This is a genomic window from Tepidanaerobacter sp. GT38, assembly GCF_021991635.1.
Classification (GTDB): Bacteria; Bacillota; Thermosediminibacteria; order Thermosediminibacterales; family Tepidanaerobacteraceae; genus DTU063.
The window spans coordinates 25,405-42,013 of sequence record NZ_JAFFJA010000002.1 but is presented as its reverse complement, the minus strand read 5'-3'; the positions used below and the strand labels follow the sequence as shown (position 1 = coordinate 42,013).

Genomic DNA, 16,609 nt, shown 5'->3' with positions numbered 1-16,609 from the left:
ATTTCATTACAGGAATGCTCCTTAAATAAAAATAAACTTTTAAAAGCTTTGACTGATTTGGCATCTTTTTAAAATTATTTACAATTTCTCAATATTTATCAGAATTATACAAGCCTCAAATTATTACCATCATTTATTTGCATTTATTAGCGTCGCCTATTGTATGATATTCCACCCCAAAATTTTGTATTGAACTTCTACAAAAATATTAAGCAAGTTTCGTTCCAACTTGTGGCATTTTTAGTTGTAAGCAAGATAAAACTCTAAAAAGCTATTCCTAACATCACTTGCATTGCTACAATTTCTAAGTTTCATAATAAATTTTTTATCTTTTATTAATCCATACATCTCGCTAATTATATCCTTTGAATCCTCTTTTAATGCAAGTAAAAAAACACAATCTACCGCAATTTTATCCCACCAAGATATTGCATCCTTAAATATTGCAATTCCGATAGCTGGCTTTATGACATTTTCAGGTCTTCCGTGGGGAATGGCAATGTTGTTTATAACTGCTGGTCCTAATACTTCTCTTTTGTAGACATCAAGTAAAAACTGTTCCTTAACATAACCTTTATCGATAAGGTTTTTTACCATTTCGTCTAACACTTCATTTTTCGTATGACAAGCCGGATCGATCAGTATGGTTTCTTCGCAAATCAATTCAGTTAGCTTGTTCTTATGGTTATTCTCTATAGTTGTTTTTTGCACTATACCTACTTTAGCAATTTCCTTCAGCATTTCTACACCAGTGCCGCGAATAATTTCTTCTAAAGAGATGAAAGGTATGGAACTATCTTTAGGATTTACACTGCCCACTATGGCCGAAACAGTATATTCTTCTTTGATTTTTTCTATTCGCTCGGATATATCCTCATTGTCCATTATCCCCAAAGGAATAATCTGCACCTTTTCCTGGATACCCGGCAACATCTTCTCTATTAGATTTTTTATTCGTATGGCAGTTCCTTCACCGGTTATGCATAATGTGAGTATTACTCTTTTGTCCTTTGTCAGCTCAGACGGTATGAACCTTCCCAAACCCACTTTGTCCTTATCTATGCTCTCCACAATCTCATCCAAAGTAGTATCCGGCAAAATGGCACGCCTTAAAGCTTCCAATACCATTACAGTATCCACTCTGCCGACGGTTTTTGTCGGTATGCCTGTTTGCTTAGTAATTATTTCGCCAAAAGTCATAAGTGAACCCATGTCCACAAGGAGCAATACCCCTTTTCCCTCATCTACTTTTGATACAACTTCAACAGTCCTTTGAAGGGCAGATTCTGGCTTTTCATCCAGAGACATTTCAATTCCCACAGCGTGATTTACACCCAGCAGTCTGTTTGCAACTTCTGCCATACCTTGAGCAACCCTACCATGTGAAAGGACCACCACTCCAACTCTGCCCTTTTTCACATCAGAGGGTCTGGTAATTGTCCTCAAATACATTGCAATAAAGCCAATCTCATCCTGAGGAATTTTGTACCCAGTCAGAACTTCAACATACTTTACCATTTCTTCTGCCACACTGTATTCTAGCTTATATTCTCTCAAGACTTTTTCCAACTGAGGGTTCACAATGGGTTTTCCTTTTTGAATTCTCTCTAATGTTGCACTTAAATGCACCGCGAGACAATAAAAAAGGTGCTTATCCACTTTGCCAAGGCGCTTCTCTGCAATTTCTGTCACTTTTTCTGCCATCTCAATAATTTTTTTGCCCACGATTTTCTCCAGATCATGCTTTGCCAAGGTTTTATGACTGCTCTCAACCCGTTTTATGAGCTGTTGAAACTTTACTTCCAATTCCTTTCCTATCACCGCATTAATGACGTCCTGATTCAAACCCTGTACTTCAAGTTCTTGAAACCTTTCTTCAATATATTGATAAATTTCCCCTGGCAATGTGTATAAGTCTTCTTTTGGCTCAACTCTCAACTCAATTTGCCCTGGCCTTGCTATCAGGTCACTTTTTAATAAAGTCTCAACTTCCGGTTTGCGGTTTTGTATCTTTAACAGCCCTCTTCTGGCATGTACTGGTAAATCGATTAGATCCACTTCCACATAATCCTTTTGCTTACCTATGAAATTTAGAAATCCGCGGGCACAGGCCACTTGTATGTCACTTCTTAGTTGTCCTATGTTTCCAGGACAATCATATAACAAAAGGGCTCTTAATGCTTCCTGGGTTACTTTTACTTTGACTCCTATCCTATCCGCCTCTTTATGAAAGAATTCTTTTATTATTTGATATCTCTCTTCAAGAGGCCGTGCGGCAAGTGTTGGAAGTTCTATTATCATAGGTATTCTTCGGCGGAAAGTAAATAAAAGGGATGACTCTATATCTTCTGTAGTAGCTGCTATTATCAGGACATTAGCTGTTCGCTCCGTTTCTGTTTCTCCCATCCGCCTAAATTTCCCTTTATCTATCAAGAAGTACAAAAGTTCCTGGCCTTCAGGTGGCAATCGATGAACTTCATCTAAAAAAAGTATCCCACCGTCAGCTTTTTCCACCAGGCCTTCTTTCGGCACCACAGCTCCAGTGTAAGCTCCCTTTACATGCCCAAATAGCTGAGATAGTAAAAGCTGTGGGTTTTCAGCATAGTCCGCACAGTTAAAGATAATAAAGGGAGCATCTTTTTGAAGAGTACCTGTTTCCAAAGCAAACTCATACATAGCTTCAGCTAGATTGCTTTTCCCTACTCCCGTAGGACCTAATATTAAAGTATGAAGACCATTTGGCGGATACAATATAGCAGCCTTGGCCTGTTGAATTTGAGGTTTTAGACTTCCGTCAAAACCTATTATCCTATTAAAAGCTGACAATTCTTCTGGAATTCTTGGAATATTTTTTGCATTAAAACTAGTTTCTTGACTGAATTCTTCTAATGGTTCACCTGGACTATCTCCTCTAATTTCCTTGACCATCTGAGAGATAAGAAATCTTGATACATTAAAACCACATTCCCGTATTGCCCTTGTAAGCTGCCTATCTGAAATATTTGGATTCTGTGAAAGGAGTTTCATTACTTCACTGAGTAAATAAGGTTTACGCCTTTCCCGGGAATCCGGTATGTTAAGTTCATTTCGCAAAATAGTAACCGCATCTCTTCGCAAATTTAGCATTTTTGCCAATTGGTCATCGGTGTAAGGGTTCTTTTTATCTTCCCCTTCGATAAGCTCTTTGAGATGATCTTTCATGATTTCACCCCTTTTCTCACAATTTATGCAACATTCATGCCATTATGTTGTAATATTTTGTGGTGAGCAACATATCTTAATTTTTATACTTTTTATATAATTTTTCAACATTATATGCCACAATTCCTTCCAATGGTTTTAAAAGTTTTTATATACAAAAAAGACCTTAAACACTTAAAGTGAATAAGGTCTTTCAATCGGCACGGCAGTTTACCATAAATTTTGGAATTTTTGCAACTGGCATGGCATAAAAAGCTAATTTTTAGAAATACTTATATTGAAAGCCAAACGCAAAGGTTAATAATAATATTAAAAGATATTTTGAACAGCTTTTATTGCCTCATATGAAGTTTCTAAAGGAAAAAGCTCAAGCCCCACAACTCCTTCAAAATTCAAAGTCTCTAGAGCTTTTATAACATTTTTGTAATTAATTTCTCCCGTACCTGGTTCATGTCTTCCTGGAACATCGGCAATATGGATATAAGCAATTTTATCTATATAATTTTGAAGAGTTGTTATTATATCTCCTTCCATAATTTGCATATGATATACATCATATAAAATTTTTATGTTTTGTGAATTCACCAATTCGACTAACTCCGCTGAGTCTTTAGTAGTGCACAAGAAATTGCCCACATGATCTACCTTTGTATTTAGAGCCTCTAATACTAAAGTTATATTTTCTCTCTCAACTATAGATACTAACTCTTTTAGAACATTTAATGCCGTGCCAATTTTTTTGCAATAACTCAAATGTCTATAATCATTTATTACAAGCCCGTTTGAATCTAAAGCATTAGAGTGAATAACTAAAAAATTGCAATTTAAATATTTCGCTGCTTCAATGGACTCTTTTATGAAAGAAATGTATTTATCTGAGTGACTAGGATCAATCAACGAAAAATCTTGGTCTCCAGAAAAGCTAGAAATTTTTATGTCTATTTTTTTACATATTTGCTTTATTTTATCAATATCTTTATCTTTCCACGACCAGAATTCAACATAATCAAAGCCACTCTGTTTAGCCAGTTCAAATCTTTCTTCAAAAGGCACTTCCGTAAATATAGTTTCAATACATACAGATCTTATCATAAGAATCACCTTCTCCTAGAGTAAGATTAATAAGAGGGCCAGAAAGCAATACCTAATCCTATCACACTGTTGCGCCAATGAAGATTTAGGTATTGTTATCTGGCCTTATTCTTAAAATTATACAGCTACCTCTCTATTTTTACCGGTCTGCCTTCGGCAAGGGATTTGTTTGCCGCCATACCTATTAATATAGGTTCTAATCCATCTCTGCCGGTTACAGGCGGCTCCGTGTCATTTATTATGCAATCAAAAAACGCTTTCAGTTCTTCTATATATGCATCTTTGTACCTTTCAGGGAAAAAGTATTTGGGTTTATCTGATATTACACCTTCAACACAACTTAAAACTGCAGTGGTAGGAACATCATTGGAAACAGTGATACAGCCTTTTGAACCAAAAACCTCTACGCGCTGATCATAACCGTAAACAGCTTTTCTGCTATTGTCAATGACGCCTAGAGCTCCGTTAGCAAACTTCAGGGTTACAATAGCAGTGTCCACGTCACCTGCTTCGCCTATTGCTGGGTCTACCAACACAGCAGCTGATGCATAAACTTCCGTTACCTCACTATTTGTTAAATATCTTGCCATGTCAAAATCGTGAATCATCATATCAAAAAACAGACCTCCGGAACTTTTAACGTATTCAATTGGCGGCGGCTCAGGGTCTCTTGAGGTTATCTTGACTATATGAACATCACCTATTTTCCCTTCTTGTATCATATCGCGGACTTTCTTAAAGTTGTGATCAAATCTCCTGTTAAAACCTACTTGAAACTTGACGCCGGCTTTTTCAACTGCATCAAGGGCTTGGTGAATTTTATTTAAATCAAAATCTATAGGCTTTTCGCAAAAAATATCTTTTCCCGCTTCAGCTGATTCTATTATTATTTGAGCGTGAGTGTCCGTTGATGAAAATATTAATAATGCTTTTATTTCTGGGTCTTCCAGTATTTTTCTATAGTCTTTGTATACATGTTTAATATCTAGCTCTCTAGCCCAGTCTACTAATTTATCTGCAAAAATATCCGCCACGGCTTTGACTTCAACAGACCTAAAATTAGATACAATGTTTTCAACATGCATTCTTCCAATCCTACCGGCACCAATTATACCGACCTTTAACTTTTCTTTCATCCAACCACCTTCTATATAAAATATAATTAACTATATTTTATAATAACAATTAATGCATTAGAGTTTTTGGAATACTCCTATGGGAGGTAGTTCATAAACGGATTTCCAACCTTCGCTGAAGGGTTCTTTCAGGAATGGTCTCATTTCTTCTTCTGTCCTAAGTGTGATCTTTTCTACCGGTGGCACTGTGCCCGGCGGGAAGGCTTCTAAGATTTCATCTACTATGAGTGTCAGGTATTTTAGTATTGCAGCAATTGGCCTCTTTGCTTTTCTTGCGCTTGCTATGCTGGGCTTTCCTACTACTCCTTGGGGTGTTGCTACTCTTTCTATCGCTGCATGGCCTTCTCCTTCTGACCAGCGGCTGGGTCTTCTAAAGGGGTCTACTGATTTGTCAAAGTGACCATCTGGAAGTAAGCTTTCTCCTTCTGCATCTTCTACTACGCTCATGTCTATCATGTCCGGGAAGAGCAGTAGCCCTACTGATGTCTCTGCTTCATCGGCATGGACAAAGTGGGTCTCTAGGCTGTCTTCTCTGTCTGTTGGATAGAAGAATTCTCTTACTGCTCTGTGCCAGTCGATTACTCTGTATATACCGGGTAGCTGGTATCTTTTCATGAATTCTTGTATGGCTGATTCTAGCATCCATAAATGACCATGGTTGTTTACCAGGATTATTTTTCTGAATCCGTCATTCCAAAGTCCCAGCATTGTGTAGATTATGGTTTCTTCTACTACTTCTTTTGGCATTATTACTGTGCCCGGCATTCCCAGGTGATGATATGGATGCCCTCCGTAGTTTAGTGGTGGAAAGGCTAGGCTTACTTCTCTTCCTTGTTTTGCTGTGTAGCGGCGAACCCCTTCTAGTATCTGGGTCACCATGAAGGTGTCAAGGCCTGAGTTGGCATGCATGCCGTGATTTTCTGTGCAGCCTATGGGTAAGAAGACTATGTCGTTTTTGCGGCGCTTTTCTATGACTTTTGCTCTGGGTGTGTTTTGTATGTAGGTGCCTGCTTTGCCTAGTTCGGGTTCTGATGGGATTTCGTAGTCTTTTAGTATTTGGTCTATTTCTTCTTCACTGGCATCCCAGATTTGTTTTTTTAGTCTGCCTACGGCGTTGTCTTCAAATATGATGGCAGGGTTGTCAGTTAGTATCCATTTTTTGTCTTTGGGTTTTTCCATGCTGTTTGCTCCTTTCCAGTGTTTGGTTTTTTCAAAGGAGAAGCTTTTTATGGCTTCTCCCGGATTTTTTGTTTAGTCCATTACGCAGGTTATTTTGCATTCTTTTCTGTCGGTTCTTAGCATTATTATGTTTTCAGGCACTTCTTCTAGTTTTATTTTCTTTGTGATCATTGGTGTCATGTCCATTCCGTCTGCCATGGATTCTATTACTCTCGGGAAGGTGCCATGGCCTGAATGTCCCTGAGCTCCGACTATTTTTGCACGCCTTACTTGCAACACTTCTCCTGTTACCGGCATTTTTGCATCAGCACGGGCTACTACTACTACGGTGGAGTTTAGTGTCCTGCCTTCCCATATGGCTTTTTCTATTCCAGGATATACTACTGTTGGTAAGCCTGTAGCTTCTAGATACAGGCTTGCTCCATAGCCGTCTGTGATCCTTAGTACTTCTTCTGCAAAGTCTACTTTTGTGGGATCAATTACGTAGTCTGCTCCTAGTTTTTTGCCTAGTTCTGCACGGGTGGGCGAGGGTTCTGATAGGATTACTTTGGCTGCTCCTTGTCTTTTTAGTATGGCACAGGCTGCAAGGCCTATAGGGCCTCCTCCGCAGATTACTACGTTGTCTCCCGGTCTTATTCCCCCTCCTCTCTCGATTACTGCATTGTATGCTACTGATGTGGGTTCTACCAGGCTTCCTGCCAGGAAGATGTCATCGCCTTTGTATCTTGCTCTTAAGGGCTCTAAGCTCCATAGTAGTTTTGCAGGCATTACTATATATTTGGCAAAGGCGCCGTTTACATTAAATCCTATTTCGTTTAGTCTTTCACAGTGGTTGGGCCAGCCATCTGCACAGGGTTGACATTCTCCACACCACATCATTTCTTCTGCTGTTACTATTTCTCCACCTTTAAATGGTTTGTTTGTTCTTTTGTCTATGGCTCCAGGACCTGCTTCTACTACTACGCCAGAGAATTCATGGCCTAGTATTGCGGGAAATCCTGTAAGGCCTGGATAGAGTATGTAGCCGTCTTCATCGGGTTGGGCCATGTGTACGTCGCTGCCGCAGATTCCGCAGGCTTTGACTTCTATTAATACTTCTCCTTTGCCTGGCTTTGGTATGTCATGTTCTGCTATTTCTATACGGGGGTTCCTCCATACTTTGCTGCCCAAATAGGTCTGCTTGCCTTCAATGTCTTTGGGGCCTAGTTTGAAGTCCGGCCTGGGCTCCCAATCCGCATATAGTGTAACCGCTTTCATCTTTGACATAATTTTTACCTCCTGTTGCAATAAAAATTATTAATACAATACTTTAGTCCACCCCCGGCTTAACTACAGCCGGGGGTAGAATTTATGGCTATTGCAGATACTTATCAACGTTGTCCTTCGTTACCAATTCTGTCCCTGTATCTATTCGGTTCGGTACGTCTTTTCCATTCAAATAATCCACTGCTGCTTTTACTCCTAAATAGCCCATATTAAATGAGTTTTGAGCCACTAGAGAATCCATTTTACCTGCTTTAATTGCTTCTAGGGATTCCTGTTGACTGTCAAAACCTATAACTTTGACTTGATCTAATTTACCGGCTGCCTCAACAGCTTCCAAAGCTCCCATTGCCATGAGAGTGCTGCAAGCGAAAACTGCATCTAAGTCGGGGTTAGCTTGTAGTATATTTTCCATTACTGTCATTGCCAAAGCCCTTTCGCTGTTAGCTGGCTGTTCGGCAACTAATTCTATACCAGGTGCAGACGCTAGCGCTTCTTTAAATCCAGCAGCCCTATCTCTCATGGTTTGCTGTCCAGGTACACCAACTATCAATGCAACTTTTCCTTTTCCATTTAATAATTCTATAACTCTTTCACCGGCAAGTTTGCCGCCCATTATATTATCTGTTCCGATAAACGATACTACGTCTCCTCCATCCGCATCAGTATCAACTGTAAACACTGGTATATTTGCTTCATTAGCTTTATCTATAAAAGGAACTACACCGGCAGAATCACAAGGAGCAATACATAGAGCGTCGACTTTCTTTTGAATCATATCTTCAATAATCCTGAACTGCTGTTCAACATTAGATTCTTTGTCAGGAGCTAGAACTGTTAAATCCACATTGTTTTCCTGAGCCGCTTTTTCGGCACCACTTTTTACATCGAGCCAAAACTCGCTATCCAACGCTTTTGGGATAACCGCTATAGATGGCTTTTTGGGTCCTTGTTCTTGAGATTCTGCCTGTTGAGTGTCTTGAGTAGATTCTTTTGCAGTTTGGCTACCACAGCCGGCAACTGTTGCAAGCAACAACATGAAAATTAAAATTATCGATACAATTCTCTTCATCCTTTTTCCCCCTCCAAATTCGTTATCTTTTTTTTAAAAAAAAGTTATGTAAGAACATTTCACCTCCTTTTTAATTGATCAAGGGATACTGCACAAACCAAAACTAAACCGATTACTACCTGTTGCCAGTAAGTCGATACATCTAATAGGTTCAAACCGTTTCTTAAAACCCCCATGACAATTGCCCCTAAAATTGTCCCTGCTACCGATCCCTCTCCTCCAGCCTGGCTTACTCCTCCTATTACTGCGGCTGCAATTGCATCAAGTTCATATCCCATACCTGCAATCGCCAACGCAGAATTTACCCGCGCTGCAAGTACTATCCCAGCTATCCCAGAAAACAATCCTGTTATTGTATAAAGGATAACTTTACACTTGTTTACATTTACTCCAGATAACTTAGCTGCCTCTTCATTTCCGCCTATAGCATAGTTATAACGCCCTAATTTGGTTTGAGTTAAAATTATATGACAGATAATGAAGAGTAAAGCCACTATCACAATCGGTGTTGAAATTCCTAAAATCTTACCTGCACCTATAAATCTAATTGGCTCAGGAAGACCCGAAATGGGATAACCCTTTGTTATTACCAAAGCTAAGCCTCGAGCTATACTCATCATTCCCAATGTTGCTATAAAGGGTGGAAGGTTTAATCTTGTGATAAAGAGTCCGTTTATATAACCGCACAAGGCACCTACGATTAATGCTGCCACAATGGCAATTATTATGCTCCCATAATTCTGCAAAATGACCCCCATAACTACTCCTGCTAAAGCTAACACTGACCCTAAAGACAAATCAATACCGCCGGTTATGATTACAAAAGTGACCCCTAAGGCTAAGATAGCATTTATAGACGACTGTAATAGCACATTCGCCAAGTTGCTCACTGTTAAAAAATGTGGTGATGTTATGCTTAAAAATGCACACATTAGAAACAGAGCAATAATTATGCCGAATCTTTGCAAATACTCTCCCAGATTGCCTTTAATGTCTAACCGACTTCTTCTGTCGTTCAATATCAATTTTGGTTCATTATTATCCAACATTTTTATTCCTCCCCGTAGCATAGCTCAATATTTTTTCCTGTGTAGCTTCTTGTCTAGATAATTCTCCCGTTATTTCTCCTTCGTGCATTACAAGAATTCTATCACACATGCCTAATACTTCAGGTAATTCAGATGATATAAGTAGTATAGCTTTTCCTCTTTTTGCCATATTACATATTAATTTGTAAATTTCAACCTTTGCACCAACGTCTATTCCTCTGGTTGGTTCATCGAAAATTATAATTTCTACATTAGCACAAAGCCATTTGGCCAAAACTACCTTTTGCTGATTTCCACCGCTTAAAAAACGAACCTTTGCTAATGGTGATGGCGTTCTGATATTGACCTGTTCTATGAATTCAATGGATTTATTAATTTCCCTTTTCTTATTAATGAATATTCTGTCAACGAAGCTATTCAGGTTAGGAAGGGTTATGTTTTCTAAAACGTTCATTTTCTGGATAAGGCCTTGAGTCCGTCTATCCTCCGGTAATAAACCAATTCCATTTTTTATTGCATCTAATGGAGATGATATATTCTTTTTGATTCCATTTATATATATATCCCCGCTATTTATAGGATCTACTCCAAAAATAGCTCTCGCCAATTCAGTCCGTCCTGCTCCCATCAATCCAGCCAAACCCAATATCTCACCTTTTTTTAAACGAAACGATATGTTCTTGAGTTTCGCATTGTTAAGATTCCGCACTTCTAAAACTATATCTGAAATTTCCGCAGTTTCTTTTGGATATTTTTCATCAACTTTTCTTCCTACCATTAGTTGAATTATAGTATCTATGTCTATATCCTTTACTTCATAAGTCCCGATATAATTGCCGTCTCTTAAAACCGTTAATCTATCCCCTATTTGTTTTATTTCTTCTAACCTATGTGAGATGTATATAATCGCAACACCTGATTCTTTCAATTGCCTTATAACAGCAAATAATTTATTTATTTCCTTATCTGTCAATGCTGAAGTTGGCTCATCCATTACTATAATATCCGACTTAAAAGATAAAGCTTTTGCTATTTCAATCATTTGTTGCTGGGCTATTCCAAGTTTATTGATTTTAGTCCTGGGATCCAGATCTATCTCAAGTTTTTTTAATAATACTTCTGTTTCTTTATAAACCATTTTCCAATCAATTAAACCGTTTTTTTTTAAAGGTTCTCTACCTAGAAATATGTTTTCAGCTACACTCAATTTTGGTATTAAGTTTAGCTCTTGATAGATAATACTGATACCTGCTTCTTGAGCTTCTCGTGGATTTCTTATTTGTATTTGCTTTCCCTTGAAAACTATTTCTCCAGAGTCTTTACTATAAACGCCATTGAGAATTTTCATTAAAGTAGATTTACCCGCTCCGTTTTCCCCAACTAATACATGTACTTCACCTTTTTTTATGTTAAGATTGACATTATTTAAAGCTTTAACTCCCGGAAATTGTTTTGAAATATTCTTCATTTCTAATATGTATTCCATTTAACACCTTCCCCCACCCTTAAAAATATAACAGTATAATTGTACAAAAACTAAATTAATAAAAAATTATTTTTGTAAGCGGTTACAATTAAATAAAGAATACACATTCCTGATTAGTTTTTTAAAAATATAACAGAGTAAAAGTATGTTTCTGAAGTATGTAAACCCTTACATTTTTAGAAATAAGTATATATTCAGTGCAATGTATATATTATATATATTGTATATATTCTATAAAAAACTAATTTCTCCTTCATTTTCTAAATAATTTTTTAATATGATATTTAGGATAATGTGAACTTATCCAAATATTCTACTTTTAGCTGCGTAAAAAAACTACTACTAGAAATTTTCTAGTAGCAGTACTCGGTTATCTTCCAAGCTGTCAAAGTCCGCAGTTAAAGCAAAAAGAGAGGGGAGCTTATCAAATGATTGTAAGCTTTTTGTCTGCGGATAGCACTTTTTAAGAATAGGGTCCTTGTTTTATTTAAAAGGAAATATCACATCTTATAATATTAACTATTGTTTTGTGCCAATTAGCTTATCAAATTCATTTTCATCTATAATCTTAACGCCAAGTTCTACAGCTTTATCATATTTTGAACCAGGGTCTTTTCCTACCACAACATAATCTGTCTTTTTGCTGACACTGCTTGTAACCCGGCCACCTAAACTTTCGATGATCTCTTTAGCCTCGTTGCGGCTGTATTTTTCCAGCGTCCCTGTTAATACAAAAGTGAGATTTTCTAAAAGTCTTATGCCTTCTGAGCGCTTTTGTTCTTCCATATTTACTCCCGCATTCTTTAGACGCTCAAGCAAATTGTTGGTCTGTTCCTGTTTAAAAAATGTGACTATGCTCTCAGCCATCTTAGTGCCAATTTCAGGTATTTTGATAAGTTCATCATATGTTGCTGCCTTAAGTTTATCCATGGAGCCAAAGGCTTGAGCCAATAAAAAGCTTGCTTTAGAACCGATAAAAGGTATTCCAAGAGCATATACCAGCCGGCTTAAAGGTTGCTTTTTGCTATCTTGTATGGCATTTATCAAATTATCTGCTGACTTTTCACCCATTCGCTCAAGGGGTATCAGGTCCTCTTTTTTGAGAAAATATATGTCAGAAACATCTTTTACTAAGCCCGCAGATAAGAGCAATGAAACTACTGCAGGCCCTAAACCCCTTATGTCCATTGCATCCCTTGAAGCAAAGTGTATTATACTTCTTCTTATCTGAGCAGGACAGGACACGCCGGTACAGCGATATGCCGCTTCACCTGGGATTCTAATGACTTCTGCCCCGCACTCCGGACAATGGTGAGGCATTTTAAACTCTTTTTCACTTCCGGTCCGTTTTTCTTTAATCACTTCCACGACTTCCGGAATAATATCTCCCGCTTTTTGAACAATTACACTGTCCCCAATGCGAATATCTTTTTCCTTTATATAATCTTCGTTGTGAAGAGTTGCCCTGCTGACAGTGGAACCGGCAATATTAACAGGTTTTAAAACCGCATTTGGAGTAAGGATCCCCGTCCTCCCCACACTGACTATAATATCTTCGATAACTGATACCTTTTGCTCTGCGGGAAATTTATATGCAATTGCCCAACGGGGATTTTTAGCGGTTGAGCCAAGCATTTTTTGGAATTGAAGTGAATTTACTTTAATTACCATTCCATCTATTTCATAGGGAAGCAGGTCTCTTTTTTCCCTCCAGCTCATACAGTAATCTATCACATCATCAAAGCTATTAAACAGCTTAATGTGCGGATTTACCCTAAATCCACAGGCTTTGTAAAACTCAAGTACCTCATGGTGGGTCTCAAACTGAATGCCCTCTACATAACCAATTCCGTAAATAAAAGTGGATAAAGGCCTTTTGGCGGCAACTTTCGGGTCTAGCTGTCTTATGGAACCAGCAGCTGCATTGCGGGGATTTGCAAAGGGTACAAGTTCCATATCCTCACGTTCTTCATTGAGTTTTTTGAAACCTTCCTTTGGAAGATAAATTTCTCCTCTGACCTCAATCACCGAAGGGAACTTGCCTGAAGGAGGGTTTATGCGAAGGGGTACACTTTTTATTGTCTTTACATTATGTGTAACATCTTCACCTACCAAGCCATCACCCCGCGTTGCAGCAGTAACCAAAATACCGTTCTCGTAAGTAAGGGAAATGGCAAGGCCATCAATTTTAAGTTCTACAACATATTCTACTTGGTCTCCTACAACTGACGTTACCCGTCTATGAAAATCTCTAAGGTCACCTTCACTAAAAGCGTCAGCAAGACTAATCATGGGTTCTCGATGAGTAACCCGCTTAAAAGCTGCCAGCGGCTCGCCACCAATGCGCTGAGTAGGAGAGTCTGGGACGATGAGTTCAGGAAACTGACTTTCAAGGTCTATAAGCTCTCTCATCAGTTTGTCATACTCGGCATCTGGAATTTCCGGATTGTCCAATACGTAATATAGATGATTATGATGGTTTATTATTTGCCTCAATTCTTGTATGCGCCTTTCGGCCTGGGCCTTGTCCAAGAATCTCACCCTTCCACTCAGATATTTAAGTAAAGCTCGAAATTACCTTTACTGGGATAGTTTACATTTGATTTTATGCATCTTATTGCACCTTCACAATAGGTGCATATTTTAGTATTAAATGTTTCTGTCCTACCGATGGAAAGTTTATGGTTATTTGAGCATCTTCATCAATACCATCGATATCTAAAACAATACCTTCTCCCCATTTCGAATGCCTCACGCGGTCACCAGGAGAAATGAAACCGATAGCCTTATCAGATATATCAGGCTCAGGTTTTGGAGTAGTAGTCGCATTGGCATTAGCTATGCCATAAGATGATTCTATTATATACTCCTGTGAAATCTCATTTAAAAACCTTGAAGCTGTATAATAAGATGTATTTCCGTAAAGGCTTCTCTGCCAGGCTCTCGTCATATAAAGTTTCTTTTTTGCCCTTGTAATACCTACATAGCATAATCTCCGTTCTTCTTCCAATTGGTTGCTGTCAAGGAGTGATCTTGAGTGTGGAAAAATACCTTCATCCATACCGGCCAAAAACACCACTGGAAACTCCAATCCCTTTGCACTGTGTAATGTCATAAGCACCACAGCATCACTGTTTTCCTCTAAATTATCCACATCAGATACAAGAGCAAGCTCTGTAAGAAAATCTTCCAAGGTGGCTTCTTGATTTTTTTCTTCAAATTCAATTGCCGCACCTATCAATTCTTTTAGGTTTTCTATACGACTTAAAGACTCATTAGTATTATCATTTACGAGCTCGTCCATATAGCCGGTTTTATCTAGAATGTAATTTATCAAATCCGATACAGCAATTTTCTTAGACATATCTCTAAAGTCTTGTATCATAAGTAAAAACTTTTTCAATTTGTTTTGCGTTGCAGCATTAAAAGACAAATGCTCTGCATCCATTATTGTGTCAAAAATGCTTTGATTTTTTACTTCCGCTGCTGCTGTCAGCTTATTTACTGCAGCAGCACCGATACCTCTTTTGGGAACATTTATGATTCTCAAAAGACTTACGTTATCAGAAGGATTTGCAACCACACGCAAGTATGCCAAAATATCCTTTATTTCTTTGCGCTGGTAAAACCTTAACCCTCCAATTATTTTGTAAGGCAGCCCTATTTTGACCATGGCCTCTTCTAATACCCTGGACTGAGCATTTGTTCTATAAAGAACAGCAAAGTCTTTATACCTCAGATTGTCTCTAAAAACCCTATCGTTTATTTCCCGGGCAATGAAATAGGCCTCCTGATGCTCATCTTCTAAAGTAACCAGATTTATCTTTTCGCCTTCCCCGTTATTGGTCCAAAGAGTTTTTTTCTTGCGGGCATAATTGTTTTGAATTACATCATTAGCAGCATTTAATATAGTCTGAGTGGAACGGTAATTTTGCTCCAAGCGAATTACCGTAGCATCTGGAAAGTCCCGTTCAAACTCTAAAATATTTCGAATATCCGCACCTCTGAAACTATATATACTTTGGTCATCATCACCTACTACGCATAGGTTCCGGTGCTTTGCTGCCATCATTTTTACAAGTTCGTACTGAGCCAAATTGGTATCCTGATACTCATCTACCAGGACATGTACAAAGCGGTTCTGATAATAAGAAAGCACTTCAGGAAACTCCTTAAATAGCTTTACAGTTACCATAATAATATCGTCAAAATCTAATGCATTGCTTTCTTTTAATCGCTTCTGGTACAGTTCGTATATGGTTGCCATATTCTTTTCCCAAATGTCTTTTGCAGTATCTATGCATTTTGCAGGTTCTAAGAGTTTATCTTTTGCTCGGCCTATATAGTTTAAAACCGAAGTTGGCGTAAATTTTTTTTCATTGATGTTTAAAGTTTTTAAGCATTCCTTTATCAACGCCTGTTGATCCTGGGTATCAAATATAATAAAGTTCCTATCGTACCCCAGCTTATCTATATCAACCCGCAAAAATCTCACACATGCCGAATGAAAAGTGCTTACCAATATATCATCAACGTGCGGAACTAATCGCTTTACCCTGTCTTTCATTTCTTGAGCTGCTTTATTGGTAAAAGTAATAGCTATTATATTTTTAGGATTTACACCACAGTTGTTTATCAAATAAGCAATGCGATATGTGAGGACGCGTGTTTTGCCACTGCCTGCTCCGGCAAGAACCAGTAGCGGGCCTGCTGGATGCGTTACTGCCTTTTTTTGCTGTGGATTTAAATCATCTAAAAGATTCAACTCAATACCTCCTAAATAAAAAAGCGTGGAGATCACGCTAATCTTCCTGCTGGTTTGTCTTCGCCAGTCTTTCTAATATGATATTATAGCCATCGGCACCATAATGCAAAAAACGCTTAACACGGCTTATGGTGGCTGTGCTTGCACCAGTAACCTGTGCGATTTCAGTATAAGTCTTGCCTTCTTTTAGCATTTTTGCCACCTGCAGTCGCTGTGCCATAGACTGAACTTCTCCTATTGTACAAATGTCTTCAAAAAAGCGATAACATTCTTCTCGGTTTTGCAAAAGCAAAATTGCATCAAAGAGCATGTTAATATAAGGGTCCTTTAATTTTTGCAGCTCCACACCGGTCCCCTCCTTGCAAA

General features: G+C 38.3%; 11 protein-coding genes. All 11 read right to left on the bottom strand.

The window, feature by feature from the left end; all coding sequences use genetic code 11:
• Window positions 1-240: 240 nt before the first annotated feature.
• The 11 genes from JT739_RS00740 to JT739_RS00690 all read right to left on the bottom strand — a co-directional run bounded on the left by JT739_RS00740 (window position 241) and on the right by JT739_RS00690 (window position 16,589).
• Entirely contained in the window at window positions 241-3,201 is a 2,961-nt protein-coding gene (locus tag JT739_RS00740; protein WP_237659189.1) for a sigma 54-interacting transcriptional regulator, read from the bottom strand.
• Between the two features lie 309 nt (window positions 3,202-3,510).
• Window positions 3,511-4,293, bottom strand: coding sequence for a hydroxypyruvate isomerase family protein (locus tag JT739_RS00735; RefSeq protein WP_237659188.1), 783 nt, complete (start codon window positions 4,291-4,293; stop codon window positions 3,511-3,513).
• A gap of 125 nt (window positions 4,294-4,418) precedes the next feature.
• Entirely contained in the window at window positions 4,419-5,429 is a 1,011-nt protein-coding gene (gene iolG, locus JT739_RS00730) for an inositol 2-dehydrogenase (protein WP_237659187.1), read from the bottom strand.
• A 57-nt stretch (window positions 5,430-5,486) separates the two neighbouring features.
• A complete protein-coding gene (gene iolN / locus JT739_RS00725; protein ID WP_237659186.1) occupies window positions 5,487-6,608 on the bottom strand; it encodes a 3-dehydro-scyllo-inosose hydrolase in 1,122 nt (373 codons plus the stop codon).
• Between the two features lie 72 nt (window positions 6,609-6,680).
• Complete coding sequence (gene iolM, locus JT739_RS00720) at window positions 6,681-7,865, bottom strand: scyllo-inosose 3-dehydrogenase (protein WP_370642537.1); 1,185 nt, start codon at window positions 7,863-7,865, stop codon at window positions 6,681-6,683.
• Between the two features lie 97 nt (window positions 7,866-7,962).
• Complete coding sequence (locus tag JT739_RS00715; protein ID WP_237659184.1) at window positions 7,963-8,943, bottom strand: sugar ABC transporter substrate-binding protein; 981 nt, start codon at window positions 8,941-8,943, stop codon at window positions 7,963-7,965.
• Window positions 8,944-9,002: 59 nt separating this feature from the next.
• Window positions 9,003-9,992, bottom strand: a complete 990-nt coding sequence (locus JT739_RS00710) for an ABC transporter permease (RefSeq protein ID WP_237659183.1) — start codon at window positions 9,990-9,992, stop codon at window positions 9,003-9,005.
• Entirely contained in the window at window positions 9,982-11,478 is a 1,497-nt protein-coding gene (locus JT739_RS00705; RefSeq protein WP_237659182.1) for a sugar ABC transporter ATP-binding protein, read from the bottom strand. The genes JT739_RS00710 and JT739_RS00705 overlap by 11 nt, the downstream gene beginning before the upstream one ends.
• 519 nt (window positions 11,479-11,997) lie before the next feature.
• On the bottom strand, window positions 11,998-14,010 hold the full coding sequence (gene ligA / locus JT739_RS00700) for an NAD-dependent DNA ligase LigA (protein ID WP_255688208.1): 2,013 nt from the start codon (window positions 14,008-14,010) through the stop codon (window positions 11,998-12,000).
• Between the two features lie 82 nt (window positions 14,011-14,092).
• Window positions 14,093-16,243, bottom strand: coding sequence for a DNA helicase PcrA (pcrA, locus tag JT739_RS00695; protein WP_237659180.1), 2,151 nt, complete (start codon window positions 16,241-16,243; stop codon window positions 14,093-14,095).
• A 37-nt stretch (window positions 16,244-16,280) separates the two neighbouring features.
• Complete coding sequence (locus JT739_RS00690) at window positions 16,281-16,589, bottom strand: YerC/YecD family TrpR-related protein (RefSeq protein WP_237659179.1); 309 nt, start codon at window positions 16,587-16,589, stop codon at window positions 16,281-16,283.
• Window positions 16,590-16,609 lie beyond the last annotated feature (20 nt).

Excerpts from the sequence above, each read along its gene's own strand:
- iolM (WP_370642537.1), bottom strand. The coding sequence starts at position 7,865 with ATGAAAGCGGTTACACTATATGCGGATTGGGAGCCCAGGCCGGACTTC.
- iolN (WP_237659186.1), bottom strand. The coding sequence starts at position 6,608 with ATGGAAAAACCCAAAGACAAAAAATGGATACTAACTGACAACCCTGCC.
- iolG (WP_237659187.1), bottom strand. The coding sequence starts at position 5,429 with ATGAAAGAAAAGTTAAAGGTCGGTATAATTGGTGCCGGTAGGATTGGA.
- JT739_RS00740 (WP_237659189.1), bottom strand. The coding sequence starts at position 3,201 with ATGAAAGATCATCTCAAAGAGCTTATCGAAGGGGAAGATAAAAAGAAC.
- JT739_RS00710 (WP_237659183.1), bottom strand. The coding sequence starts at position 9,992 with ATGTTGGATAATAATGAACCAAAATTGATATTGAACGACAGAAGAAGT.
- JT739_RS00715 (WP_237659184.1), bottom strand. The coding sequence starts at position 8,943 with ATGAAGAGAATTGTATCGATAATTTTAATTTTCATGTTGTTGCTTGCA.
- JT739_RS00705 (WP_237659182.1), bottom strand. The coding sequence starts at position 11,478 with ATGGAATACATATTAGAAATGAAGAATATTTCAAAACAATTTCCGGGA.
- JT739_RS00735 (WP_237659188.1), bottom strand. The coding sequence starts at position 4,293 with ATGATAAGATCTGTATGTATTGAAACTATATTTACGGAAGTGCCTTTT.